Raw genomic sequence first — 23,759 nt, 5'->3', positions numbered from 1 at the left:
CCGCCTCCAACCGATTTATGTGTTACCAGAGGTAACGGTTACTTCTGGTAGCGTGCGTCACATGGGACGGACTGTCAAGGGGCCCAACGGGTCGTCGGACGGAACCGACGCGCGCCGCGAGCGCTGGCGCGGGCATCGGGAGACACGGCGGGCCGAGTTCGTCGAGGCGACGATCCGCGCGATCGGCAAGCATGGTCCCGATGTCGGCATGGACGAGATCGCCGCCGAGGCCGGGGTGAGCAAGCCCGTGCTGTACCGGCACTTCACCGACAAGTCCGACCTCTACGTCGCGGTCGGCCAGCGCGGCACCGAGATGCTGATGGAGCGGATGGGGCCGGCGCTCGCCGACGACGGACCGCTGCTCGCGCGAATCAGCGGCGCGGTCGACGCCTACCTGATCACCATCGAGGAGCAGCCGGACCTGTACCGGTTCGTCGTTCGGCGGTCGTTCACCGACCGACCGGTCGAACAGGATGTGGTCACCGAGGACAAAGAGCTCATCGCGGCCGCACTTGCTCGACTGCTCGGCGACTATCTGCGAGCCTTCGAGTTGGACTCCGGGGGGGCTGAGCCGTGGGCGCACGCGGTGGTGGGCATGGTGCAGAACGCCGGGGACTGGTGGCTCGAACGGCAGTCCATGAGCCGGCAGAGCCTCCGCGACTATCTGGCGAAGATCATCTGGCACGCGATCGACGGCCTGCTGCGGGCCGGCGGCATCGAGATCGACCCTGACCTGCCACTCACGCTCGGGCCGCGGCTACGGCTGGTCGACGACACCGACGACCACAGGAGCACCGGGAGGGAAGCGAATGACGGAGCATGAGCACGACGCACCCGAACACGACGCCGAGGAAGGCTACGAGGGGCCGGCGAACCTGGTGACGGAGACCGGGGACATCCCCGTCGACGTCCTGCTGCGCGGCTACTTCCAGCCCATCGACGGCCGATACCACTGGTACGGCCGGATCACCGCGAAGGACGAGGTCACCGCGCTGGCCCAGGCCGGCACCCGCTCCGTCCTGCTGCGCACCCCGCAGGGCGAGGCGACCGGCACGCTGTCCGACCCCGACCCGTGGCAGCGCTACCGAGTGGCCGGCACCAGCACGCCGCCGTTCACGGTCGCGAGCGCCTAGCCGTTTCCGTTGCGGGGCACCGTCGATCACCTCGACGGTGCCCCGCTCCCATCGCTGCCTCGCTGCTTCCAACGAGCGAATCGGGCGAATCTGGGCCAGGCCAGGACAAAGCTCCGCTACGGTGCCTTCGCCGGCAGGCGACAAGACAGGCAGGCCGAGCCGGTGCCGCACGAGCAGCCCCGGGAGCCATGTCGTGGAGTTTCGCATCGCGGGGCCGGTCGAGGCGTGGGGCACGGGAGGCCAGGCCAGACTGCCCGGTTCCAAGCAACTCGCGCTGCTGACAGCCCTGCTCCTGCACGCCAATCGCGTGGTCCCGGTCGAGCAACTGAGCGAGGCCCTCTGGGGCGACGACCCGCCGGTCAACGCCGGCAAGGCGTTGCAGACCTACGTCTTCCGACTGCGAAGGACTCTCGCCGCCGTCGAACCGGGCGCCGACCAGCGACTCGCCTTCACCGCGGGCTACCGGTTGCGGATCGAGCCAGGCGAACTCGACCTGGCGGTGTTCCGGGAGCAGGTGGGGCACGCGCGCGCCGCCGCAAACGCGGGCCGGCCGCAGGCAGCGGCAGAGATGTTCGCGTCGGCGCTGGAACTCTGGCGCGGCCGGGCCCTGATCGGCGTGTCAGGGTCGTACTTCGGCGCGCACGCCGCGCGCCTCGAGGAGGAACGGCTCGCCGCGCTGGAGGAACGGATCGACGCCGACCTCGCCGCCGGCCGGGACGCCGAACTGGTCGCCGAACTACAGAACCTGGCCGACGAGCACCCGGTGCGCGAACGCCTGCACGGTCACCTGATGCGCGCGTTGTACCGCGCAGGTCGGCAGGCCGAGGCGCTCAGGACCTTCCACGAACTCCACGACCACCTGGCCGACGAACTCGGCATCGAACCCGGGTCCGAGATCACCGAACTGCACCAACGGATCCTGCGCGGCGACCCCGACCTGGCCGGATCCCGACCATCCGTCGAGACCCGACCACCCGTCGAGAAGCAGGCCGCCCGCAACGACCTGCCCGGCGACATCGGCGACTTCACCGGCCGCGACACGGAGATGGCCCGGCTGCTGGCCGCACTGCCCGACGACGGCGACGGCTCGACGGTGGTGATCGAAGCCATCGACGGCATGGCAGGCGTCGGCAAGACCACCCTCGCCGTGCACGCCGCCCACCAACTCACCAACCAGTACCCCGACGCGCAGCTGTTCATCGACCTGCACGGCCACACCACCGAACACGAGGCCATCGACCCTTTCACCGCCCTGGGCGTCCTGCTGCGCGCACTTGGCGTGTCCAGCGACCAGCTTCCGCACGAACTGGACCAACGCGCCGCCCTGTGGCGAGCCGAGCTGGCCGACCGAAAAGCGTTGGTAGTACTGGACAATGCGGCCAGCGCCGCCCAGGTCCGTCCCCTGCTTCCCGGCGCCGCCAGCTGCCTGGCACTGATCACCAGCCGACGCCGCCTTGCCGACCTGGACACCGCGCGAACCCTCTCGCTGGACGTGCTCCCGCCCCAGGACGCGATCGCTCTGTTCAGCCGCATCGCCGGAGCGGACCGCGCCGCCACCGAACCCGAGGCCGTCGCCGAGGTCGTGGAACTGTGTGGATTCCTCCCGCTGGCCATCCGCATCGCCGCAGCGCGACTGCACACCCGCCCCGCCTGGACCGTGACCTACCTGGCCGATCGCCTCAGCTCGGGCCGGGGCAAACTCGCCGAACTGGCCACCGGAGACCGCAGCGTCGCCGCCGCGTTCACCCTGTCCTACCAGGACCTCGCACCCGACCAGCAGCGCATGTTCCGGCTACTGGGCCTGCACCCCGGCCCCAGCTTCGACGCCCATTCGGCCGCATCCCTGGCCGGAATCGGTGTGGACCAGGCCGGCAGCATCCTCGAAGGCTTGGTGGATGTCCACTTGCTCAACCAGCCGGCACCCGACCGATACCGTTTCCATGATCTGTTGCGCCACCACGCCAACACGACGGTTCTGGCCGAGGAACACGATGCCAGCCGACAGCAGGCCCTTCGCCGACTGCTGGACTTCTACCTGCACAGCGCTGTCACTGGCGACCGGCTCCTACACCCCCAACGCCCACCGATCGTGCTCGATCCGCCCGTTCCCGGCTGCCACCTTGCGCCTATGACAGAGGGTCCTGTCGCGTTGCTGGCGTGGTTCGACGTCGAACACCATTGCCTGCTGGCCGCCCAGCAGACAGCTCTCATCCAGGGCTGGTATGCCGTGGCATGGCAGTTCGCCTGGACACTGGGCGCGTACCACCAGCGGCGGGGACACGTCCATGACGATCTCGCGGCCTGGCAGGTCGGGCTGGCCGCCGCCATTCAGCTCGGTGACCCGGCCATCCGGAGCACAGCCCATCGGTTCCTCGGCTGGGCGTATGCCCGCGTGGGACGCCACATCGAGGCGCAGGAACATCTCCAACAGGCATTGGCCCTGGCTGAGAGCACGGGGGACCAGCCAAGCCAAGCTCACTGTCACCAGGCACTCGCACTGGCCTTGGGACATCAGGGGCAGCACCAGCGGGCACTGGAGCACGCCACGCATGCCCTGCATCTGTACCGCGCCCTCGGTGCGGCGGCTTGGGAGGCCGACGCGCTCAACCGAGTGGGCTGGTTCGTGGCCCAGCTGGGTCGTTACGACCAGGCCCGCGCTCCGCTGGAGGAAGCCGTCATCCTGCATCGCCGTCACCACAACCGCGACGGTGAGGCGTCGACTCTGGACAGCCTTGGTTTTGTGGCCCGACGCAGTGGGCAGCACGCCCAAGCCGTCGACTACTACCAACAGGCCCTCGCCCTGCGCAGGAACCTTGGCGCCACCTACGAGGTCGCCAACACCCTCGACGCGCTCGGCCACCCGCACGCGGCCCTCGGCCAGCTCGACGAGGCCCGCGCCGCGTGGCAGGAGGCACTACAGCTGTACCGAGCCCAGCGCCGCACCGCGGACGCCGACCGCGTCCAACAACAGCTGGACGCCCTCAATCAGCCCGCAACCTGACACGCCAACGCCCCGACCAGCAGCGATCGCTGGCCGGGGCGCTGCGCTGAGTACTAGTTCCCGACGGTGAAGCCGACGCGACGCGCGTCCCCCGGGCCGATCTCCACGTAGGCGATCCTGGCGACGGGCACGACGTAGCGCGTGCCCTTCTGGTCCACCAGCGCGAGCAGCCCCTGCGGGTCCTTCAGCGCCTCCGAGACCAGCGCCTCGACCTCGTCGGCAGCAAGGTCACTGGAAACGACGAGCTCCCGAGGGCTCTCCGCGACGCCGATCTTTACGTCCACACTGTCCTCCGGTGCAAGCAGGTGTTGACAGTTCCCACCACAAACCCTAGTGGAGCCGAGCGGCACATCGGCGCGCGACGCTGCGCCGTCGGCGAACAGATGGTGTGCAAGAACACGAAATCCGGGATCAGCCCAGGCCCAGCGCCGTCATGCGCTTGCCGTGGGCCTGCTGCAACCGCCGGAACAGCGCGCCGATGCCGGCCAGGTCGCCGGAGCCGCGCACGATCAGCTCGGCCAGCCCGTCCCGCTCGGCCACCACGTACTGGGCCTGGGTGAGCGCCTCGCCGAGCAGCCGCCGACCCCACAGCGTCAGCCGGTCCCGCAGCGACGGGTCGGCCGCGCAGGCCGCGCGCACCTCCCGCTCCGCGAACGCCGAGTGGCCGGTGTCGGCGAGCACGTCGAGCACGAGCTGTCTGGTCGGCTGGTCGAGCCACTCGGCCATCTCGCGGTAGAAGTCCGCCGCCAGGCTGTCGCCGACGTACGCCTTGACCAGCGACTCCAGCCAGGACCTCGGCGCGGTCGACTCGTGGAACGCGTCGAAGCCCCGCACGAACGGGGCCATCGCGTCCTCGATGGCGATGCCGTGGTCGGCGAGATAGTGCCGCAGCAGCCCGAAATGCCCGATCTCGGCCGCAGCCATGCTGGCCAGCGCCGCGCGCCCGGACAGCGTCGCCGCGGTGCGCGCGTCCTCCGCCAACCGGTCGAATGCCGACAACTCCCCGTAGGCCAGCGCCCCGAGCAGGTCGACGACGCCCTCCTCGATCTGTGCCCCGACGACCGCCGCCTGCTGGTCCGCCTCGCTCATGCGGGCGAGCCTAGTCGGCCACCTCACCGGCGCGACGAACGTCGCCGGCACGATCTTCGGCGGGGTCCGGAAAACCTCGTCACGAGCCCTCCGATGTGCCCCGCGACACCCCCGGTTGGTGACTCAGCGCGCTTGAACGCTCCTGTTCGGACATTGGCCAGGTAGACTAGGCAGTTGACGCACGGCGTTTACCGCTGCGCGGCCCTCCGGCGCACCCGCCGACTGGCCTCGCGGGCAGCGATAACGCCGCGTCTCACGACGGCGGTGTCCTACCGCCCTGTGGAGGGTGCGCGCACTAACTCGCTGGCCCTCCCGCGCGTCGCCCGGCCGACCACGGCCAGGCGCGGCTGCGCGGTCGAGTGGCCCATCCAGGGCCGTGCGCGCTGGTACGAGAGAGGCGATCATCCTGACCGTCAGCAAGAGCGAGACCCCGACCGAGGGCCACGCAACCGAGAACGACGTCCCCGCCGGCATCGACCCGGTCACGCTGGAGCACAGCGAGGCCGGGCTGCCCGCCGAGGACACCTCCCATCCCCTGATGGCGGACGCGCCGGTGCTCCCTGAGTCGCCGACCTTCGCCGAGCTGGGCGTCAACGAGCAGATCGTGCGCGCCCTGTCCGAGGCCGGCATCGAGCGGACCTTCGCGATCCAGGAGCTCACCCTGCCGCTGGCGCTGGCCGGCGAGGACGTGATCGGCCAGGCGCGCACCGGCACCGGCAAGACGCTGGGCTTCGGCGTCCCGCTGCTGCACCGCACCATCACCCCTGGCGACGGCACGCCGCAGTCGCTGATCGTGGTCCCGACCCGCGAGCTGTGCCTCCAGGTCACCCACGACATCGCCGACGCCGGCAAGCACCTCGGCATCCGGGTGCTGGCCATCTACGGCGGCCGCCCGTACGAGCCGCAGATCGAGGCCCTGCGCAAGGGCGTCGACGTCGTTGTCGGCACCCCCGGCCGCCTGCTCGACCTCGCCGAGCAGCGCCACCTGGTGCTCGGCAAGGTCAGCGGACTGGTGCTGGACGAGGCCGACGAGATGCTCGACCTCGGCTTCCTGCCCGACATCGAGCGCATCCTGCGGATGGTGCCGGACAAGCGGCAGACGATGTTGTTCTCCGCCACCATGCCGGGGCCGATCATCACGCTGGCCCGCACGTTCCTCAACCAGCCAACGCACATCAGGGCCGAGGAGAACGACGCCAGCGCGATCCACGAGCGCACCAAGCAGTTCGTCTACCGCGCGCACGCGCTGGACAAGATCGAGCTAGTCGCCCGCGCGCTCCAGGCCAAGGACCGCGGCCTGACGATGATCTTCACCAGGACCAAGCGGACCGCGCAGAAGATCTCCGACGAGCTGGTCGAGCGCGGGTTCGCCGCAGCGGCGGTGCACGGCGACCTCGGCCAGGGCGCGCGCGAGCAGGCCCTGCGCGCGTTCCGCGCCGGCAAGGTCGACGTGCTGGTCGCCACCGACGTCGCCGCGCGCGGCATCGACGTGACCGGTGTGACGCACGTCATCAACTACCAGTGCACCGAGGACGAGAAGACCTACGTGCACCGGATCGGCCGCACCGGCCGCGCCGGCCGCGAGGGTGTCGCCATCACGCTGGTCGACTGGGACGACATGGCGCGCTGGAAGGGCATCAACGACGCCCTCGGGCTCGGCATGCCGGAGCCGCTGGAGACCTACTCCACCTCCGAGAGCCTGTTCACCGATCTGGAGATCCCCGAGGGCTCCGACGGTCGGCTGCCGCTTGGCAAGCGCACCAGGGCCGGCCTGCGCGCCGAGCCCGAGGAGGAGATGGCCGGGGCGCGCAGCAAGTCCCGCCGTCAGCGCACCCGCAAGAGCGGGCCGGGCAACGCCCAGCAGGGCGGCGAGCAGTCCGGCGCGAGCAAGGCCGCGGCGGCCGCCGCCGAGTCCGACGAGGAGGGCGGCACCAGGCCGAGGCGTCGGCGCAGGCGTCGGGGCGGCGCGGCCGAGGCAGGCCAGGCCACCCCGTCCGCCGAGGCGACCACCGAGGCCGGTCCGGCGGAGGAGTCCGCGTCGACCACCGGCGAGCGCCCCGCGCGCAGGCGCAGGCGTCGGCGCAGCGGCGCCGAGGTGGCCGGCTCCGACGGCGACCAGTCCGTGCACAGCGGCGCCTCCGCCGAGGGCACGTCCTCGACGGACTGACCGCGACTTAGCGACTGCCCTGCCATGCTCTCCCCCAGAGCGAGGCAGGGCAGTCGCAGTCAGTGGGCGGTCCGCATCCCGACGGCGAGCGAGCAGGAGCGAGGCAGTGGGACGACCGGAGCAGCCGGAGAACTCGGAACAGCTCCAGGACCAGGGGCTCCAGGACGAGGGACGGCCAGGCCATGAGGACGTCCTCGCCCCGCCGGTCCCGGCCGAGGCAGGCGACGTCCACCCGCCGCAGCGCCAGCCGCGCCGCTGGCGGACCGCTGCCGACTACACGGCCGCCGCGCTGATCGCGATCGTCGCGCTGGTCGTCGGCCTGGTGATCGCGCAGCGGAGCGACGCGCGGGCGACCGTCTCGCGGCCCGACCCGGCCTCGGTCGCGCCGCTGCCCCCCGCCACCGAGATGCCGCCCTCGCTGGCCGAGGTGTGGCGCGCGAAGAGCGGGGCGACCCCGATTCCCGTCATCGCGGGCTCGACCGTCGTCAGCGCCGACGGCGGCGAGGTGCTCGGCCGCGACCCGCTGTCCGGGCAGGTGCGCTGGCAGTACAGCAGGAACCTGCCGCTGTGCACGGTCGGCACCGTGTGGGGCAAGGTGCTGGCCCTCTTCCACAAGGCCACCAACTGTAGCGAGGTCACCACCCTCGACGCGGACTCCGGCAAGCGCGGCCCGCAGCGCAACGGCGACGCCGCGATGGGCACCAGGCTGCTGTCCGACGGCAACCAGGTCACCGTCACCGGCCCGACCTACTTCGAGAGCTACCGGCGGGACGACCTGGTCAAGACCGAGGAGTTCGGCACCCTGCGCGGCCTGGTGAATCCCGGCAAGCAGCCGAGGCCAGGCTGCACCTACGGGTCGCAGGCGATCAGCACCGGTCAGATCGCCGTGATCGAGCGCTGCCCCGGCGAGCTCGGGGACAGGGTGAGCGTGTTGCGGAGCGCGCCGGACAAGTCCGACGAGCCGCAGGTGACCAGCACGGCCGTGCTCAGCGGCAAGGGCGCGCGGGTCGTGGCGGTGACCGCGACGAGGGTCGCCGTCGCGCTGCCGAATCCGGCGAGGCTCGTGCTGGTGGACGCCCAGAGCGGCAGCGTGCAGAGCGAGACCCCGCTCGACCTGCCCGACGCCGACCTGGCGGGCGACCCGGCTGGCTGGACCGTGACGGCCGCGACCACCAACAGCCACGTGCTCTGGTACACCGGTTCCCGCACCATCGCGCTGTCGGCGACGGACCTCACTCCACAGTGGACCGTCACGGACGCGCAGGGCCCCGGGATGCTGTTCGCGAGCCGCCTCCTGATGCCGGTGCATGGCGGCATGGCCGTGCTCGACCAGATCACCGGATCGCGCGTCGGCACCATCCAGCTCGACCGGGCCGGCTACCAGGGCGTCGTCCGCCTCGGCCAGGCCGGGCCGGTGGTGTTCGAACAGCGCGGCGACACCCTCGTCGCGCTCCGCTGAGGTAACCGGCGTAACGGACCATCGGCACACGCCCTGCCGGGTGTCGGCGACTGACCCTTCCGGGTGGATCTTGCTGCGCTGTTCTGGTCACACCGTGGTCATGGGGGCAGACCGGCACGAGTCGGGTGCGGCAAACTCGGGGGCGTGACCGCGACACCCGCATCCACGCCGGAACCCTCACAGCTCAGCCCGCACCGGGCCGAGCGCGTCGACCTGGCCGGGCGCTACGGGCCGATCGCCGCGTTGCGGGAGGCCGCCGCGGACAACGCGGACGCCGCGCGGCTCGCCGCGACCGCGCTCCTGGTGCCGGGCTTCACCGGGTCGAAGGAGGACTTCGCGCCGCTCCTCGACCCGATCAGCGACGCCGGCATCGAGGTCGTCGCCATCGACCTGCCCGGCCAGTACGAGTCGGCGGGACCCGGCACGGAGACCGAGTACCGTCCCGGCCCGCTCGGCGCGGCGCTGGCCGAGCTGATCGAGAAGCTGGCCGCCGAGGGCCGCAGGGTGCTGCTGCTCGGCCACTCCTACGGCGGCCTGGTGGCCAGGGCCACAGTCCTGGCCGGGGCGCCGCTGGCCGGCCTGACCCTGCTCGACACCGGTCCGGCCGAGCTGCCGACCGGCGACCGCAGGACGGCGCTGGACCTCGGCGAGGCCGCGCTGCGCGAACGAGGCATGGCGGCCGCGCAGCGGCTGGTCGAGGCGAGGGACGCGATCAACCCGAAGTGGCCGGGAATGGCTCCGGAGCTGAAGAAACTGCTGCGGGACAGGGTGTTGCACTCGGTCCCGGCCGGCCTGCTCGGCATGGCCGACGGCCTCCGCTACGAGCCCGACCTGGTGACCAAGCTGTCCAGGACGCTGCGCTCCACGAGGGTGCCGTGCCTGGTGCTGTGCGGCGAGGCCGACGACGCCTGGTCGCCAGCCAGCCAGCGCGACATGGCCGAACGCCTCGACGCGGACTTCGCCGTGCTGCCGAACGCGAAGCACTCCCCCAACACCGAGAACCCCGAGGCGCTGCTGAACACCCTGCTGCCGACCTGGCGGGCGTGGCTCACCAGCTGACCGACGACGTCTACCGCGCCGCGTGAAGCACCTCAGCACCAAACGCCTCGGCACCAAGCATCTCAGCTCGCGCCGAGGCCGGCCCTAGGCCCACCAGAACACCCACAACGTGACCGCGCTGACCGCGACCACGCCGAGCCCGGCGAGCACCCCGACCGGACCGTCCCGTCGATCCGCGAACCGCTGCGCCACCACCGCGACCACGGCCGCCACGACGTGCCCGGCGACCACCCACGCGCCCGGCCCCGGCTCGCCGTGGCTGCCCGCGTAGACCTGGAAGCCGATCACCACCAGCGCCAGCAGCACCAGGCCGACCGCCAGCGATCCGGCGAAGCCGCGCCACACCGCGCCGAGGCCCCGCCGGGGCCGCCGCAACTGCGCCGTCTCCGCGTCCGACACGTCCACGTCCATCAGAACTTCCTCACGGCGTCAGAGCGGCCCACGGGTCGAGGTCGGGAGCGGCGGCCTGGCCTTCCGCGCAGTGCCGCCGGAAGTCGCACCAGGAGCACTGCCGACCGGGGTTCGGCGGGAACAGCACCTCGGGGTCGCCGCCGGCCGCCAGCGTGTCCGCGGCCAGGTTCAGCTCGTCGGCGGCCTCCTCGGCCCGCGCCAGGTGCCGGTCCAGGGACTCCTTGGTGTGTTCCCACACCGCCACGCTACGGGTCGGCAGGTGGTGCAGCTCGACCCTGTTGCACGGCCGCCGCAGCGTCCGCCGCGCCGCCAGCGCGTAGAGCGCGAGCGCCTGCGAGCCGCGCGCGTCGTCCACGGTCAGCGCGTGCCGGCCGGTCTTGTAGTCGACGATGACCAGCTCGCCCGCCCGCAGGTCGATGCGGTCCACCCGACCCTCGGCGACGATCCGCGAGGTCGGCGTCGACACCCAGCGCTCCACCCCGACGGGGTCGATCGAGGTGTCCAGCTCGGCGACGTAGTCGGTCACCCAGCCGATCGCCTTCTCGCGCTGCGCGGCGGCCTGTTCGCCGTCGCGGAAGCCGTCGGACTTCCAGTTCTTCACCACCAGCGCGGCGGCGCGGTCCGGCGTCCGCCGCTCGGCCGGCAGGTCGAACAGCGCGCGGAGGGCGTTGTGCACCACCGCGCCGAGCGTGCTGTGCGCCCACGCGCCGCCCCTCGCCGGCGCCGGTCGGTCCAGGTAGGCCATCCGGTACCGGCGCGGGCAGTCGGCCCAGGTCGCCAGCTTCGAGGGGGTCACCTTGACGAGTTTCTGCGGCATGCTGTCGAACCCGAGTTGACCCTGCACACCCTCCACGTTACGCAGGGCCACCGACAATCCGTCAGGCGGCGCTGATGAAACCCCTGACGGCGTTGGCGACGAGCTGGACCGCGATCGCGGCGAGCAGCAGGCCGGCGATCTTCGCGAGCAGGGTGATGCCGCTCTCCTTGATCAGCTTGATCACCACGCCCGAGTAGCGCAGGCAGACGTAGAGCAGGAAGTGCACGGCGACGATGGCGGCGGCCAGCGCGATGTACGAGCCGACGTGCCCGTTGGCCTGCCGGACGAACACGATGGTCGCGGCGATCGCGCCCGGCCCGGCCAGCAGCGGGGTGCCCAGCGGCACCAGCGCCACGTTGACGTCCTCGACCACCTCCGGCTGGGTGGTGCCCCGGCCGGTGAGCAGGTCGAGCGCGATGAGCAGCAGCAGGAACCCGCCGGCGCCCTGCAACGCGGGGATGCCGATGCCGAGGTAGGACAGGATCGCCTCGCCGCCGACGGCGAACAGCGAGATCACGCCGAGCGACACCAGCACGCCCTGCCTGGCCGCCCTGGTGCGCGCCTCGCGCGACTTGCGGCCGACGAGGCTCAGGAACACCGGGATGGTGCCGGGCGGGTCCATGATCACCACGAGTGTGATGGTCGCCGAGGTGAACAGCCGCGCATCGAAGAACTCGTTCACTGACACCTCTTCCGACTCCCGACCGCGCGGACCAGGCCGACCGCCCAGACCAGGCCGTCAGCGCCGTTCGCGCCGACCAGACCAACCGGCGGGGCCGTCCGGCGGCCGGCCCGCGCGTCATTCTCACCCGCCACGGCCCGACCGGCGCGGTGGCGGAGCACGGCTCAGCCGGTCAGCACCTCGGCGCCGGTCGCCTTGTCGACCAGCGCGTCGAGCATCTCCGGCGCGGTGGTCTCCTGTCCGAGCCGGACGGTCTTGTTCGTGCCGTGGTAGTCGCTCGAGCCCGTGACGACCAGCCCCAGCTCCCCGGCGAGGCCGCGCAGCTCGGCCCTGGTCTCCTCGTCGTGGTCGGGATGGTCGGCCTCGACCCCAGCAAGGCCGAGATCGGCGAGGTCGGCGATCACCTGACCGGTGACGACCGGCCCTCTCGACCGCGCGAACGGATGCGCCAGCACGGTCACGCCGCCCGCGTCGCGGATCATCTCGACGGCCCGCCGCACCGGGGTGTCGGTGCGCGGCAGGTGGTATCGGCCGCCGGTGCCGAGGTACTTCGCGAACGCTTCGTTGACGCTCTCCACCACGCCGGCCCTGACCAACGCCTGGGCCAGGTGCGGCCGGCCGCCGGGCGAGTCGGGGGGCAGCCGGTCCATGATCGCGTCGGGGTCGACGGGGAAGCCCGCCTCGGCCATCTGCGTGGCCATCAGCCGCAGCCGGTCCCGGCGTTCGGCGCGCAGCCGCAGCTGCTCGTCGATCAGCACCGAGGAGGTCGGGTCGTAGAGGTAGGCGAGCAGGTGCACGGTCACCGTGCCGCCCCGGCCGCTCGGCGCGGCGCAGGACAGTTCGGCTCCGCGCACCAGTCGGAGGCCTGTCGGCAGCGCGGCGGCGGCCTCGGCCCAGCCGGCGGCCGTGTCGTGGTCCGTCAGCGCCACCACGTCGAGACCCGCGGCGGCGGCTGCCGCCACGAGTTCGGCCGGCTTGTCGGTGCCGTCGGACTCGGTCGAATGCGTGTGCAGGTCGATGAGCACCGGACCAGTGTGGATCAACCGGCCCGTTACGACGAATCCCCGACCGAGGGCTGTCGGTCAGGTCACCGTCGCACCGACTACGGCACCATCTTCTTGCCTCGGGCCGCGCGCTGCGCCTTGATCATCGAGAACCGCTCTGCCTGCGCCTTCTTGTCGCCGAAGACCAACTCGGAGATGGCGTCGTAGACCTCTTCCGGGTTGGGCAGGTAGTCGATGCGGTTCAGCGCCTGGATCTGGCCGGCCGACTCGACGATGAGCGTGCCGTAGCCGAGCATGCGGCCGACCACGTGCCGCTCGTAGGTGAGGTCGGTGACCTTGGTGACCGGCATCATGGCCACCTTCGTGGTGAACACACCACTGGTGATCATGAACCGTTTGTCGGTCACCACCAGGCGCTCGACCCACCACTCGACGACGAAGTAGGCCAGGCGAAGCAGGACGAACAGGGCCGCGTACCAGAGGATGTTCTGGATGATCCCCACACTTGCCGGCAGCAGGTAGGAGATCATCACGGCGCCGGCCAGCAGTGCTGCGGCCTCGAAGAGGTCCCACAACAGGCAGGCCCAGTGGCGACGCACCCGAATGACCCGTCGTTCCGTGCCGAGCAGGTACTCGTCAGGGTCTCTCGGAGCGAACATGGCTCACGGCCTCTCGTCGGCGGCTAGAACAACTGTCGCACGAAAGTGATGAGCGCCTCGGCCGCTCCCTTGAGCGTGTTGAGGATGTTGGTCACCAGTCCAGCCGACTGCGTTGGCTGCGTGATCAGAAAGAACAGGAGCAACGCGATCCCGGCCCAGGTGAGGATCTTCTTCAGGTTCACGATGATCAACCCCGTCCGCTACTCGCACCCGTCTGGCGCCAGTGAAAACGTTGTACCGCACCGCGCAGTACTAAGGGAGATTTGTACCGCACATGGGTCAGTGCACCGCACCGCCGAACCGGGGTGACTACGCTTGGTGATCGTGACCGCGAGCAACCTGCCGGTGATTCGCTGCGTCGGCGGCATCGTGCACGACCCCGCCGGGCGACTGCTCCTCGTGCGGAGGGCGAACGCCCCAGGTAAGGGCCTGTGGTCGGTGCCTGGCGGGCGGGTCGAGCCCGGCGAAACCGACAGTGCCGCCGTGACAAGGGAACTGCGCGAAGAGACCGGACTCTCCGTCACGGTCGGCACGCTCGCCGGGATGGTCGTCCGGCCGGCCCCGACGGGCTTTTTCGAGATCTACGACTACCGCTGCCAGGTGATACACGGTCAGTTGACCGCGGGCGACGACGCGGCAGACGCCGCGTGGGTGGACGCTGCGATCTTCGCCACACTTCAGCGTGACGGCGCGCTCACGGACGGCCTAGCGGCTGCGCTCAGTGACTGGAATTGCCTGCCCAGCTCCTGATCTCCGCCGCCCCGAACGGGTTGATCTTGGTCTGAACGAGACTCTTAATTGATTCAGGTGGCCGACAAAGCGCCCTTTCGCGACGTATCGCCGCGCTCCGCCGGCCACCACAGCCCCACCGACACCACTCAGCCCGCCAGCCACTCCAGTCGCTGACCGTGCAGGCCCGTCCTGGCCAGCGCGCGGGCCACCGGCGCACCCTTCGACCAGTGCGTGAGCCCAAGCACGCCGAACGCCGGCCTGCCCGCGACCTCCGTCAGGTCGTCCCGTCCCGGCAACAGCGGCTCGAGCGTCGCCGAGTAGCCGTCCACGCTCACCCACCACAGCGGCCGGCGCGCGGCCAGCTCGCCGAGGGCGACCAGGAACTCCGCCCTGCGCTCCCGCGACAGGTAGGACAGCACGTGGCTGGTGATCACCACGAGCGGCAGATCGTCCTCGGCCAGCGCGGCGGCCCCGGCCAGGTCGTCCACCGCGTCCCCGGCGACCAGCCTCGGCTGGTCCTTGCGCTGGACGGTCGCGGCCAGCCGCAGCAGCCGCGCCCGCTCAGGCTGGTCGGCCCAGACGCACGCCTCCAGCCAGGCCAGCTCGTCCTCGTCCTGGGCGTCCACCGGCGCGCGGTCGAGGCCGATCCTGGCCGCGACCGTCAGCTTCTTCGGCACCACGGGCAGCTCGGCGCCCGGCGCCAGCTCCAGCGCGCAGTGCAGGCCGAGCGCGGTCTTGGTCGGTCCCGCCGCGAGCTGGCCCGCCTGCTCGGTCTGGTAGCGGTAGCCGTAGCGGTCAAGGCCGAGCAGCAGACCGGCGCTGCACCCGACCTCCAGCAGGGCGACCGGGCCGCGCGCCTGCTTGGCGGCCAGCGCGACCGCCGGGTACAGCAGCGCCGCGCGGCGCACCTCGTTGGTCTGCGTGGTGCGCGCCGCGACCAGCGCACGGGCCTTGTCCGCGCGTTCCAGCAGGAACTCCCGGAACAACGGCCAGGTGCGGCCGTCCACGCCGAAGCTGCCGCTCAGCGTCGGGTAGTAGTCCGCAAGCGGGTGCACCGGCTCGGCCTGGACCAGCCGGTGCGCGACCGCCAGCAGCAGCGTCGGCATGGCGAAGCCCGGCTGCGCCGAGGTCAGCAGGCCGGCGACCTCGGGATCCTCGGCGATGTGCAGGGCAAGGTGCTCGTAGAGCGGGGAGAACCCGGCGGCCTCGCGCTCGGCGAAGGCCAGGAACCGCGCCCTGACCTCCTCGACGGTCACACCCGCGTCGGCCATCGTCAGGCCTTCGGCTCTGGGCGGCCGGGCTGCTCGCCGCCGCGCGCCTCGCCGTAGGACACCTTGGGCACCATCACCTTGCGACGGAACACGCAGACCACGGTGCCGTCCTGCTTGTAGCCCCTGGTCTCGACGTAGACCACGCCCCGGTCGTCCTTGGACTTGGACGGCGTCTTGTCCAGCACCTCGGTCTCGCCGTAGATGGTGTCGCCGTGGAAGGTCGGCTTGATGTGCCTGAGCGACTCGACCTCGAGGTTCGCGATCGCCTTGCCGGACACGTCCGGCACGGACATGCCAAGCAGCAGCGAGTACACGTAGTTGCCGACCACGACGTTCTTGCCGAACTCCGTGGTCTCCGCCGCGAAGTGCGCGTCCATGTGCAGCGGGTGGTGGTTCATGGTGAGCAGGCAGAACAGGTGGTCGTCGTACTCGGTGACCGTCTTGCCCGGCCAGTGCTTGTAGATCGCACCGACCTCGAACTCCTCGAAGTACCGCCCGAACTGCACCAGCGCCTCCTGTGTGACCGGAACCTTCCCGAACCCTCGTTGGCCGGAGGGACAGTGTGAACCCGTCGGTAGTACCCTCGGCAACTGGTCTGTGAGCGAATCCACCGCTCGTGGCCGTCGACCCGAGGAGGTGAGGGCGCCGCATGGATGGCAATCCCCTGCCACGGAGTACCAACAGCGTCCCCGCCGGACGGGTCACCCTCTTCAGGTAGACCCCTGGTTCCGGTCGGGACGCTCCGGTGCCGGAGCGGAGCACGTTCCGGCGCGTCGTACGCACGTACCGACGACGTGAACGCCTGGAGGTCCCCATGCCAAGCCTGCCCTCGCTCGGCGGACTGCGCGGCCGAGTGCCGCGCCGTGCCACGCCGGCGCCGATTCCCGTGCCGCTGTCCGCGTACGTCGTGGACTGCGCGGTGTACGTGGACGGCGAACGGCTGCCGGGTCGATGGACGCACACCGCCGCCGTCGAGGAGGTTCGCAGGCGCGAGGCCGGGTTCGTGTGGATCGGCCTGCACGAGCCGGACGCCGAGCAGATCGAGGGCGTCGCGGAGACCTTCGGGCTGCACGAGCTGGCCGTCGAGGACGCGGTGCACGCGCACCAGCGGCCCAAGCTGGAGCGCTACGACAACACGCTGTTCATGGTGCTCAAGACCGTGCGGTACGTGGCGCACGAGTCGCCGGACACCGCGAACGAGATCGTCGAGACCGGCGAGCTGATGGTGTTTCTGGGGCAGGACTTCGTGGTGACCGTCCGGCACGGGAACCACTCGGGGCTGTCGCTGGTGCGGCGGCAGCTGGAGTGCGACCAGGAGCGGCTGCGGATGGGGCCGTCCGCCGTGCTGTGGGCGATCTCGGATCATGTGGTGGACAACTACCTCGACGTGACCGAGCACATCGAGCAGGACATCGACGAGACGGAGACGCGGGTGTTCGCGCCGCGCAGCACCGTCAGCGCCGAACAGATCTACCTGCTCAAGCGCGAGGTGCTGGAGCTGCGGCGGGCCGTGCAGCCGCTGGCGACGCCGCTGCGCAAGCTGGCCGACGGCGACACCCCGTTGGTGCCGGCCGAGGTGCGCTCGTACTTCCGTGATGTCGACGACCACCTCACGACGGTGTCCGAGCGGGTCGGCAGCTTCGACGAGCTGCTCACCACGCTGGTCGACGCGACGCTCGCGAAGATCACGCTCCAGCAGAACACCGACATGCGCAAGATCACCGCGTGGGCGGCGATCATCTCGGTGCCGACCATGGTGGCCGGCATCTACGGGATGAACTTCGAGAACATGCCGGAGCTGCACTGGAAGTACGGGTATCCGCTCGCGATCGGGGTCATTCTCGGGATTTGTCTTGTGCTGTACCGAATATTTCGCAAGAACCAGTGGCTCTGACGTTCCCGTCCCCGCTCGTTCTGTGAGGTTCCGTCGTGACCCGCATCCTGACCAACCCGCACTTCTGGATCCTGGCGATCATCCTCGCCTGGCTGACCACCGTGGTGGTCCTCATCTCGCAGCAGTGAAACCCTTGAGGCCGTTGAGAAAGCCGTCCCACGAGGCACGTGGGACGGCAAAGCTCGGGCCGGCGGGGTTCTTGGAATCCCGCAACGCCACCATGTCCTCGCGGATCCGCACCTCCACGCACCCGTTGTCGGCCGTCCCGCTGTAGCTGCTCTTGAACCAACCCGTCTCGCGCGCCATGGTCATTTCTCCAAGTAGCTCGTCAGTAGCGCCCGCGAGTCGGCCGGGTTGAGCGCCAACTCACGAACCCGCTGGAACGCCTGCGTCAGAGGCACGGTGTCCTCTTCCTGGTCGTAATAGGTATACGGCCCGTAGACCGCCGATGTGAAGCAGATCCGAGGCGCACCAACGAAATCGAGTACGACGATGCCGCCGCCGAGCGCCGGGTTGTCCCGGGTGTCGGCCGGCAGGATCCGCACGGTCAGCTCGGGCCGTTGGTCGATGACCCGCACGAGGTGCAGCACCTGCCCTCGCATGGTGGCCCGGTCGCCGACCACATGGCGCAACGCGTCCTCGGTGAAGACGAAGCTGAGCTGCTTGGGCGTGCGCGCATCGAGAACGCGGCGCTGCTGGTCGAGGCGGAGCGCGATTCGGGTCTCGGCCTCGTCGGTCGACGGGTCCCACCACACCCCGCTGCCGATGCCGATCAGCGCGCGGACGTAGTAGGGCGACTGGAGCGGGCCGGGAATTCGCCCGAACTCGTAGTAGCCGATCGAGCTGGCGTCGGCCTGGAGGTCGCCGAGGCGGCGAAACGCGTCCGGGAGTTGGTCGGAGTAGATGCGCCGAGGCTGCCTGCGGCGGGCCTCGATGCCGAGCGCGGCAATGGTCGCCCGCTCCTCGTCGGTCGCCTCGTAGAAGTCGAGCAGCGCCGACAGGTCTTCCGTCCTGAGCGCGCCCTTGGCGGTCTCCACCTGGCTGATTCGAGCGGCGGTTCGGCCGATGACGGCACCGGCCTCCTGTTGGGACTTGTCCGTGCGGATCCGCAGCTTCTGGAGCATCAGGCCGAGCTGGCGGCGCTCCACGGTCTGCCGCGCTTCTCCCATGCACGCCTCACTCATTCAGGTGCGAATAAAGAACTAACAACCAATACCGGCGCGACCAGTGCTAGAAACTCACTGACAGCAACGAGTAATCACTGTAAGCGATGGAGGCACGCGTGTACCGAAGCAGCCCGGTCGAGATCACGACCCAGGCCAACATCTCCGAGAACTTCGACCTGCACTACGTCGCGTCCGCCGAAGGCGAGGTCGAACTCCGCTTCAGCGGCGGCACCGAACTCCTGCTGTCCTTCAGCCAGCGGGGTTTCCAGCACTTCAAGGCGCAGTGGCCGAACATCGTGGCCAAGCACGAGGCCGCGCTCACCCGGGCCGAGGACTGATCAGCCTCAGGCTCAGACCCAGGGCCGGCACTCCCACGTGAACGGCACGCCGTGTCCCGCCCCGCTGCCAAGATGGATCGACAGCCCGGCCGGCCAGAGCTTCAACAGCAGGTGGAACTCGAACGGGTCGCTGTGGCCCGTCGTCCGACGCGGCTCGAACACCAGCAGCGCCAGCGGGGCCTGCTGGGTGGCTCGCGCCGCCGCGTTGACCAGCACGGCACGACCGTTGGCGCGCTCGGCCGGGGACGCGTACTGCCACACCACCGAATGCCACACCACCGTCAGCACGTCCCGGTGCTGCTGGGCCAGCCGCTTCGCCAACCACTCCGGGCCCGCCGCGCGCTGCACCGGCACCGGGTCGGCCACGGCCAGCTCGATGGCGTCGTGCAGCCGCCGCCACCGGTCCAGCTGGTCGGGCCACACGAACGACGACAGGCGCAGCCGGCCGTCCTCGGTCGACACATCCACAGGGTGTACGTCGCAACCGGCCCGGCCGGCGATTCGGAGCTTTGCCGACAGGTCGACATCCGGCCGGCCGTGCCAGGCCGTGTCCAAGATGAACGAGCTGCTCGCGTCGCCGAGCACCGTGCCGTCCGGCAGCCGGTAGCCCACCCGGTGCGGGCGCAGGTTCAGCCCGCCACTCGCGCCGATCTCCAGCAGCCTCACCGGGAACGGCGTCCGCCTGCCGGCCGCCTCGGCCGCGCGCCGCGCCGCCACCAACAACCCGCCGTACAGCGGGGCGTTGCGGCCCGGCTCGTTGGTCTGCACGCTGCCCCGCACGAGCTGGCGCAGCTCGGCCGAGTGCTGCCGCAGCACCGGCTCCGCGTCCGACCACAGCGCGCCCAGCTCGGGACGGCCACCCATGCTCGGGTAGTGCCGCGCCAACGACGGCGCGCGGCCCTCCAGCACGAGCCGGTGCACGGCCCCGGCGAAGCGCAGGCCAGGCGCCGTGCCCTTGCGGTCACAGGCGCAGTCGGCCATCACCTCCCGCGTGACCCCGCCGGCGTCCAGGTCGGCCGCGGCGGAGGACAACAGCTCGTGGGTGAGTGGGCTGCGTCCGTCGCAGCCTCTGGCAGCGTCCACGAACAACTCGGCGAGCACGGCCAACACGGTAATACCAAAACCCGGCGAAGTCGCTGGCAGGAACCAGGTTTCACTCGGTCCGTGGCCGGGTAACCATCGACCGGACGACACCGTCAGGCCGCCCGGGGGAGCGACGCTGCCACTTTTGCCGACCCGACGCGCCCGCCGCCGGCTACCGCCCCGCCGACTAGCGGCGCACCGCTACCGTCAGCTTCCTGGCCGCCTGCCGCGTGTAGTCCAGCGTCAGCGGGTTGACGCTCACCCAGCTCGCGCCGTCCGGGCCCTGCTCGTCGCTGAGCCGGTACCGGCCCCTCGGGGTGTCGATCCAGCGCAGCTCGTCGCCGACCCGCACGTCGTCGCCCTCGCCGTCCTGCCCCTTGGTCGCGCCCAGCTGCCCGCTGAGCATCACCGGCTGGAGCTGGGCGGTCATCCTACGAACCATCCGGTCGTCGACGCCCTGCTGGGCGAGCAGCGCGGTCAGCTCGGCATCCGTCAGCGGAGCCGCCCCCGACCGCGCCCGCTCCGCGTTCGCCGCCTCCGCCGCCCGCAGCGCGCGCAGCGGCAGCGTGAACGGCGTGAGGTTGGCGGGCTCGGCCGGCGGGATCATCCGCAGCAACGCCTCGACCAGGTCGTCCAGCTCGACCAGCCGCAGCCGGACCAGGCCCTCCCGGTCGTCGGTGCGCTGCACCACGAGCAGCGCGCGGGAGCGGTCGACCATGGCCACCGCGTTCAGCGACGCCTTCTCCCGCAACACCACCAGGTCCAGCGTGCCGGTCCGCTCGCGCAGCAGGTGCACGAACTCCTCGGCCAGCCCGAGCGGGCCGCGCTCGTCGGCGAGCCCCCGCGCCGCCAGGGTCTGCCTGGCCGCGTTGAACACGACCATCCGCTCGGCGTCGCTCGTCCCGCTGGAGGGCAGCTCCAGCGGGAACGGCGCGTCCACCTCGGCGAACTCGCGCAGCAGGTCGACCTCGTAGGGGTGCAGGTCCTCCCGCTGCCCCGCAGGCGCGGTCACTGGGCGCGCAGCGAGCCCGCTGCGGTGCTGTCCTCGTGGAGGTAGCTGGCCAGGCTCCGCTGGGCGCTGTCCACGAACTCGTCCATCCGTTCGAGCGCGGTGCCGAGCTGCTCCAGCAGACCCTGCGTGCCGCCGAGCCGCTCGTTGAACTTGTCCGACAGCGCGTTGCCGACCGGGCTGGTGCCGAGCTTGGGGCTGTTGGCCGGGTCCAGCAGGTCCTGGGCCTCCTTGCGCAGCGACTCGAAGTCCAGCCGCACCTGCGCGACGGCCTCGGCGAACTGCTGCACCTGCTCCGGCTGGACCTGCCAGCCGCCGGCCAGGCCGGTCGGCGAGGCCGGCACGGCTGGCACGCTCGTGTTGCCGTTGTCGATGTACATGGTCTCCCCTACCCACCGATGACCGGCGGCGCGGCCAGCTGGTCGTCCTCGAACGGGTCATCCTCGAACGGGAAGCGACGCTTGTGCTCGAGGTCGTCCTCGTCCTCGCCGCGTCGACCGCCCGCGCCCCACGGCCCACCGGCGCCGGACCCCGAGCCGAGCCGACCGCCCGCGCCAGCGCCGCGCATGCCGATCCCCGCGCCCATGCCGCCCCGGCCGCCGACCCCGGACCGGATGCCGCCCATCGGCAGGGCGCCTGCCATGCCGCCGAACCCGCCGGCCCCGCCCGCGCCGGCACCGCCGCCGCCAAGGCCGAAGCGCCTGGCGAAGTCGCTGCCGAGGGGGTCGCCGAAGCCGGAGCCGTAGCCGCCCGTCAGGGCGCCCCACCGCGCGTCGCCGCCGCCGGCGAAGCTGGGCACCGTGGCCATCCTCGAACCGGTGTAGTCGCTGTCGTGGGTCGGGTCGGGACCGGACCAGCCGGGCTGGTTGTGGATGCCGCCGCCAGGCAGCGTGCCGACGCCGCCCCTCGGGCCGGAGCCGGGGCCGCCAGCGCCACCGGCCGACGCGTTGCTCGGGCCGCCGAACTGCGGGGTGCTGCTGTCCACGCTCTGGCCGGCGTTCTCGAAGCGCTCCATCGTCTGCACGGCCCTGCGCTTGAGCTTGCGGCGCTTGCTCGCGCCGCCGAACAGGCTGCCGATGCCGCCGATCATCGCGCCGATGCCGGCGCCGATCGGGCCGCCGACGGCGAACCCACCCGCCGCGCCGCCGAACAGGCTGCTCCAGCTGAAGCCGTCGGGCGGGGCCGGCATCTGCGTCTGGGCGGACCGCAGCGCGCCGGCCGCGTGGTCGAGCGGCATCGACATCTTGGTGGCCGTGCCGCCGAGCTGGGACAGCCAGCCCGCGTTGCGCTGCACCGTGCTGGCGGCCTGGTCGGCCGCGCTGCCCGACCAGTACTGCATCAGGGTCGCCAGGGATCGCTGGAGGTCGTAGGACTTCTCCGTGATCTGGGAGCCCTGCTGCCGCCAGGTCTCCGCGAGGGACTCGACGTGCGCGGGGTCGGCGTTCTTCCACACCATCTCGAACAGCGTCGAGTGGCTGTAACCGTCCCAGTGCGTGCCGCCGGGGACATAGCGGTCGTCGGACCGCTCACGGCCCCGCGACTCGGCGACACCGGCGGCGAACTCCTTGGCCGCCTGCGTCACGAAGTCGAACAGGCCCCCGAACAACCCCCCGTGATGATGGGCTGTGCTGTCGGACGAACCCACGTCACTTCCCCCTGATCATGAGACCGGATCTCTGCGAAAGAACGGTATCCCCTCCCAGCAGGACCAACCCGCGCTTTGCCCTATTGGACCGAACCGGATGCCCAAAGTTCCGACCGGTGGGCCCGGATGGGATCCGGACCCACCGCACAACCATTGACCGGTTGGGGAATTCAGTGGCTGACGAGCCAGTGATCGTCGGCGTTCGCGACCTGGAAGTTCAGTGCGGGGCACTGGTAGTCGGCCGCGTTGGGCTGGTCCGGCACGAACGGCGAGTCCGCCGGGCTCGCCGGCACCCAGCTGCCGTTCTTGCGGAGCTTGATGTCGTTGCTCTCAAAGGTCTTTCCGACCGACGCGGTGCAGTAGTAGCCCTGTCCGGTGCTCGGGTTCACCGACGAGTAGATCTCGAAGACGTCCCAGCCATAGGTGCTGGCGCTCTGGTCCTGGCCGGAACTCGAGAAGAACGCGTCCCACGTGTTGGTGCGGTAGTTGAACAGATAGGCCGTCCAGGCGTTGCTGGCCGCGTTCGTCTGGACGTTTCGCACGCTGTAGGACAGGTGCCCGTTGACGGTCGTGGTGTAAGTCGCGGTGAAGGTGCTGTCGACGTTCACCTGCTTCTCCAGGTTCCCGCTGCCGCACCAGTCCCAGGCCCAGATCTGCGGCCCGTAGTAGCTGGAGTAGGACGTGACCACCTCGACGCAGCCGCCCGCGCCCGGCTTGCTGGTCGGCGCGTACAGGAAGTCGCCGTCCTGGCTGATCTTCAGGTCGGGGAACACCGCGTGCGTCGCGGACATCCCGTCGCCGGCGCCCTCGTTCGGCGGCAGGATGCCCCAGAAGTTGTGAATCTGTTCTGCGGCAACGCTCTTCTGCGAGCCGGCCGGCCTGGTTGCGCTGTCGCGCGGGCCGCCGCGCTGCCGGAGGTCGCGGAACGCGGCCGCGGCGGGCCCGGCGGCCCGTCGGGCGTCGGCGCCGGACCTGGTGTCCTGGACAGTGCCGCCGATCGGCGCGCGCAAGTCCGCGACACCGGTGCGGACGGGTTGACTCGACGTGACGGGTTGACTCGACGCGCCGGCCTGGCTCGCGAACGCGAGCGCCAGCGCGGCGCAGAGGACAGTGACTGATCGAACGGTGCGCACAACGCAC

26 protein-coding genes are annotated in these 23,759 nt (G+C 70.9%); 9 read left to right on the top strand and 17 right to left on the bottom strand.

The window, feature by feature from the left end; genetic code table 11:
* Nucleotides 1-61 precede the first annotated feature (61 nt).
* The 3 genes from F0L68_RS08910 (at nucleotide 62) to F0L68_RS08900 (ending at nucleotide 4,134) form a co-directional block, all read left to right on the top strand.
* Nucleotides 62-823, top strand: coding sequence for a TetR/AcrR family transcriptional regulator (locus F0L68_RS08910; RefSeq protein WP_149848997.1), 762 nt, complete (start codon nucleotides 62-64; stop codon nucleotides 821-823).
* The gene (locus tag F0L68_RS08905; RefSeq protein ID WP_149848996.1) at nucleotides 810-1,133 is read left to right on the top strand and encodes a DUF4873 domain-containing protein; all 324 of its coding nucleotides are present in this window, start codon (nucleotides 810-812) and stop codon (nucleotides 1,131-1,133) included. The genes F0L68_RS08910 and F0L68_RS08905 overlap by 14 nt, the downstream gene beginning before the upstream one ends.
* A gap of 193 nt (nucleotides 1,134-1,326) precedes the next feature.
* The gene (locus F0L68_RS08900; protein WP_223198614.1) at nucleotides 1,327-4,134 is read left to right on the top strand and encodes an AfsR/SARP family transcriptional regulator; all 2,808 of its coding nucleotides are present in this window, start codon (nucleotides 1,327-1,329) and stop codon (nucleotides 4,132-4,134) included.
* Nucleotides 4,135-4,187: 53 nt separating this feature from the next.
* Here the strand turns inward: F0L68_RS08900 and F0L68_RS08895 are convergent, their stop codons facing one another.
* Together F0L68_RS08895 and F0L68_RS08890 are read right to left on the bottom strand one after the other, a co-directional pair.
* Nucleotides 4,188-4,418, bottom strand: coding sequence for a DUF3107 domain-containing protein (locus tag F0L68_RS08895; RefSeq protein WP_149848995.1), 231 nt, complete (start codon nucleotides 4,416-4,418; stop codon nucleotides 4,188-4,190).
* A 127-nt stretch (nucleotides 4,419-4,545) separates the two neighbouring features.
* Entirely contained in the window at nucleotides 4,546-5,223 is a 678-nt protein-coding gene (locus F0L68_RS08890; RefSeq protein ID WP_149848994.1) for a ferritin-like fold-containing protein, read from the bottom strand.
* A 538-nt stretch (nucleotides 5,224-5,761) separates the two neighbouring features.
* On the opposite strand from F0L68_RS08890, the gene F0L68_RS08885 reads away from it, so the two are divergent.
* The 3 genes from F0L68_RS08885 (at nucleotide 5,762) to F0L68_RS08875 (ending at nucleotide 9,908) form a co-directional block, all read left to right on the top strand.
* Nucleotides 5,762-7,390, top strand: a complete 1,629-nt coding sequence (locus tag F0L68_RS08885) for a DEAD/DEAH box helicase (RefSeq protein WP_223198618.1) — start codon at nucleotides 5,762-5,764, stop codon at nucleotides 7,388-7,390.
* A 106-nt stretch (nucleotides 7,391-7,496) separates the two neighbouring features.
* Nucleotides 7,497-8,849: an Rv3212 family protein gene (locus F0L68_RS08880; RefSeq protein ID WP_149848992.1), complete on the top strand. Its 1,353-nt coding sequence runs from the start codon at nucleotides 7,497-7,499 to the stop codon at nucleotides 8,847-8,849.
* A gap of 144 nt (nucleotides 8,850-8,993) precedes the next feature.
* Nucleotides 8,994-9,908 carry an alpha/beta fold hydrolase gene (locus tag F0L68_RS08875; protein ID WP_149848991.1) on the top strand — a complete coding sequence of 305 codons (915 nt, stop codon included), beginning with the start codon at nucleotides 8,994-8,996 and terminating at the stop codon, nucleotides 9,906-9,908.
* 84 nt (nucleotides 9,909-9,992) lie between these two features.
* Here F0L68_RS08875 and F0L68_RS08870 read toward each other — a convergent pair whose 3' ends face one another.
* The 6 genes from F0L68_RS08870 to F0L68_RS42245 all read right to left on the bottom strand — a co-directional run bounded on the left by F0L68_RS08870 (nucleotide 9,993) and on the right by F0L68_RS42245 (nucleotide 13,663).
* A complete protein-coding gene (locus F0L68_RS08870; protein WP_223198613.1) occupies nucleotides 9,993-10,319 on the bottom strand; it encodes a hypothetical protein in 327 nt (108 codons plus the stop codon).
* A gap of 10 nt (nucleotides 10,320-10,329) precedes the next feature.
* A complete protein-coding gene (locus F0L68_RS08865; RefSeq protein ID WP_149849021.1) occupies nucleotides 10,330-11,136 on the bottom strand; it encodes a RecB family exonuclease in 807 nt (268 codons plus the stop codon).
* A 61-nt stretch (nucleotides 11,137-11,197) separates the two neighbouring features.
* Nucleotides 11,198-11,818: a MarC family protein gene (locus F0L68_RS08860; protein ID WP_149848990.1), complete on the bottom strand. Its 621-nt coding sequence runs from the start codon at nucleotides 11,816-11,818 to the stop codon at nucleotides 11,198-11,200.
* Between the two features lie 164 nt (nucleotides 11,819-11,982).
* Entirely contained in the window at nucleotides 11,983-12,843 is an 861-nt protein-coding gene (locus F0L68_RS08855) for a PHP domain-containing protein (RefSeq protein WP_149848989.1), read from the bottom strand.
* Between the two features lie 77 nt (nucleotides 12,844-12,920).
* On the bottom strand, nucleotides 12,921-13,481 hold the full coding sequence (locus F0L68_RS08850; protein WP_149848988.1) for a PH domain-containing protein: 561 nt from the start codon (nucleotides 13,479-13,481) through the stop codon (nucleotides 12,921-12,923).
* A gap of 23 nt (nucleotides 13,482-13,504) precedes the next feature.
* The gene (locus F0L68_RS42245) at nucleotides 13,505-13,663 is read right to left on the bottom strand and encodes a hypothetical protein (RefSeq protein ID WP_188316463.1); all 159 of its coding nucleotides are present in this window, start codon (nucleotides 13,661-13,663) and stop codon (nucleotides 13,505-13,507) included.
* 142 nt (nucleotides 13,664-13,805) lie between these two features.
* Between F0L68_RS42245 and F0L68_RS08845 the strand changes: the two genes are divergently transcribed.
* Nucleotides 13,806-14,231 carry an NUDIX hydrolase gene (locus tag F0L68_RS08845; protein ID WP_188316462.1) on the top strand — a complete coding sequence of 142 codons (426 nt, stop codon included), beginning with the start codon at nucleotides 13,806-13,808 and terminating at the stop codon, nucleotides 14,229-14,231.
* A gap of 128 nt (nucleotides 14,232-14,359) precedes the next feature.
* Here F0L68_RS08845 and F0L68_RS08840 read toward each other — a convergent pair whose 3' ends face one another.
* Together F0L68_RS08840 and F0L68_RS08835 are read right to left on the bottom strand one after the other, a co-directional pair.
* Nucleotides 14,360-15,484, bottom strand: coding sequence for a DUF2332 domain-containing protein (locus F0L68_RS08840; RefSeq protein ID WP_149848987.1), 1,125 nt, complete (start codon nucleotides 15,482-15,484; stop codon nucleotides 14,360-14,362).
* A 2-nt stretch (nucleotides 15,485-15,486) separates the two neighbouring features.
* Nucleotides 15,487-15,990 (bottom strand): MaoC family dehydratase, encoded by a 504-nt coding sequence (locus F0L68_RS08835; protein ID WP_149848986.1) that lies wholly within the window; start codon nucleotides 15,988-15,990, stop codon nucleotides 15,487-15,489.
* Nucleotides 15,991-16,298: 308 nt separating this feature from the next.
* Between F0L68_RS08835 and corA the strand changes: the two genes are divergently transcribed.
* Nucleotides 16,299-17,378, top strand: coding sequence for a magnesium/cobalt transporter CorA (gene corA / locus F0L68_RS08830; protein WP_149848985.1), 1,080 nt, complete (start codon nucleotides 16,299-16,301; stop codon nucleotides 17,376-17,378).
* A gap of 111 nt (nucleotides 17,379-17,489) precedes the next feature.
* Here the strand turns inward: corA and F0L68_RS08825 are convergent, their stop codons facing one another.
* Complete coding sequence (locus F0L68_RS08825) at nucleotides 17,490-17,684, bottom strand: DUF397 domain-containing protein (RefSeq protein ID WP_149848984.1); 195 nt, start codon at nucleotides 17,682-17,684, stop codon at nucleotides 17,490-17,492.
* Between the two features lie 2 nt (nucleotides 17,685-17,686).
* Nucleotides 17,687-18,547 (bottom strand): helix-turn-helix domain-containing protein, encoded by an 861-nt coding sequence (locus F0L68_RS08820; RefSeq protein ID WP_149848983.1) that lies wholly within the window; start codon nucleotides 18,545-18,547, stop codon nucleotides 17,687-17,689.
* Between the two features lie 113 nt (nucleotides 18,548-18,660).
* Between F0L68_RS08820 and F0L68_RS08815 the strand changes: the two genes are divergently transcribed.
* Nucleotides 18,661-18,882, top strand: coding sequence for a hypothetical protein (locus F0L68_RS08815; RefSeq protein WP_149848982.1), 222 nt, complete (start codon nucleotides 18,661-18,663; stop codon nucleotides 18,880-18,882).
* Nucleotides 18,883-18,894: 12 nt separating this feature from the next.
* On the opposite strand, the gene F0L68_RS08810 is transcribed toward F0L68_RS08815, so the two are convergent.
* The 5 genes from F0L68_RS08810 to F0L68_RS08795 form a co-directional block, all read right to left on the bottom strand.
* The gene (locus F0L68_RS08810; RefSeq protein WP_149848981.1) at nucleotides 18,895-19,983 is read right to left on the bottom strand and encodes a DUF2332 domain-containing protein; all 1,089 of its coding nucleotides are present in this window, start codon (nucleotides 19,981-19,983) and stop codon (nucleotides 18,895-18,897) included.
* 169 nt (nucleotides 19,984-20,152) lie between these two features.
* Nucleotides 20,153-20,977 carry an ESX secretion-associated protein EspG gene (locus tag F0L68_RS08805; protein WP_188316461.1) on the bottom strand — a complete coding sequence of 275 codons (825 nt, stop codon included), beginning with the start codon at nucleotides 20,975-20,977 and terminating at the stop codon, nucleotides 20,153-20,155.
* The gene (locus F0L68_RS42240; protein ID WP_188316460.1) at nucleotides 20,974-21,354 is read right to left on the bottom strand and encodes a hypothetical protein; all 381 of its coding nucleotides are present in this window, start codon (nucleotides 21,352-21,354) and stop codon (nucleotides 20,974-20,976) included. The genes F0L68_RS08805 and F0L68_RS42240 overlap by 4 nt, the downstream gene beginning before the upstream one ends.
* Before the next feature lie 8 nt (nucleotides 21,355-21,362).
* On the bottom strand, nucleotides 21,363-22,580 hold the full coding sequence (locus F0L68_RS08800) for a WXG100 family type VII secretion target (protein ID WP_149848979.1): 1,218 nt from the start codon (nucleotides 22,578-22,580) through the stop codon (nucleotides 21,363-21,365).
* A gap of 209 nt (nucleotides 22,581-22,789) precedes the next feature.
* A complete protein-coding gene (locus tag F0L68_RS08795; RefSeq protein WP_149848978.1) occupies nucleotides 22,790-23,752 on the bottom strand; it encodes a carbohydrate-binding protein in 963 nt (320 codons plus the stop codon).
* Nucleotides 23,753-23,759 lie beyond the last annotated feature (7 nt).

It is taken from the genome of Solihabitans fulvus, assembly GCF_008386585.1.
GTDB classification, from domain to species: Bacteria; Actinomycetota; Actinomycetes; order Mycobacteriales; family Pseudonocardiaceae; genus Solihabitans; species Solihabitans fulvus.
The sequence above is the reverse complement of the archived record's forward strand: the minus strand, read 5'-3'. Positions and strand labels throughout refer to the sequence as shown.

Coding starts and splice junctions, on each gene's coding strand:
- F0L68_RS08840 (WP_149848987.1), bottom strand. CDS start 15,484: ATGGCCGACGCGGGTGTGACCGTCGAGGAGGTCAGGGCGCGGTTCCTG.
- F0L68_RS08910 (WP_149848997.1), top strand. CDS start 62: ATGGGACGGACTGTCAAGGGGCCCAACGGGTCGTCGGACGGAACCGAC.
- F0L68_RS08885 (WP_223198618.1), top strand. CDS start 5,762: ATGGCGGACGCGCCGGTGCTCCCTGAGTCGCCGACCTTCGCCGAGCTG.
- F0L68_RS42240 (WP_188316460.1), bottom strand. CDS start 21,354: ATGTACATCGACAACGGCAACACGAGCGTGCCAGCCGTGCCGGCCTCG.
- F0L68_RS08825 (WP_149848984.1), bottom strand. CDS start 17,684: ATGGCGCGCGAGACGGGTTGGTTCAAGAGCAGCTACAGCGGGACGGCC.
- corA (WP_149848985.1), top strand. CDS start 16,299: ATGCCAAGCCTGCCCTCGCTCGGCGGACTGCGCGGCCGAGTGCCGCGC.
- F0L68_RS08850 (WP_149848988.1), bottom strand. CDS start 13,481: ATGTTCGCTCCGAGAGACCCTGACGAGTACCTGCTCGGCACGGAACGA.
- F0L68_RS08890 (WP_149848994.1), bottom strand. CDS start 5,223: ATGAGCGAGGCGGACCAGCAGGCGGCGGTCGTCGGGGCACAGATCGAG.
- F0L68_RS08905 (WP_149848996.1), top strand. CDS start 810: ATGACGGAGCATGAGCACGACGCACCCGAACACGACGCCGAGGAAGGC.
- F0L68_RS08865 (WP_149849021.1), bottom strand. CDS start 11,136: ATGCCGCAGAAACTCGTCAAGGTGACCCCCTCGAAGCTGGCGACCTGG.
- F0L68_RS08870 (WP_223198613.1), bottom strand. CDS start 10,319: ATGGACGTGGACGTGTCGGACGCGGAGACGGCGCAGTTGCGGCGGCCC.
- F0L68_RS08820 (WP_149848983.1), bottom strand. CDS start 18,547: ATGGGAGAAGCGCGGCAGACCGTGGAGCGCCGCCAGCTCGGCCTGATG.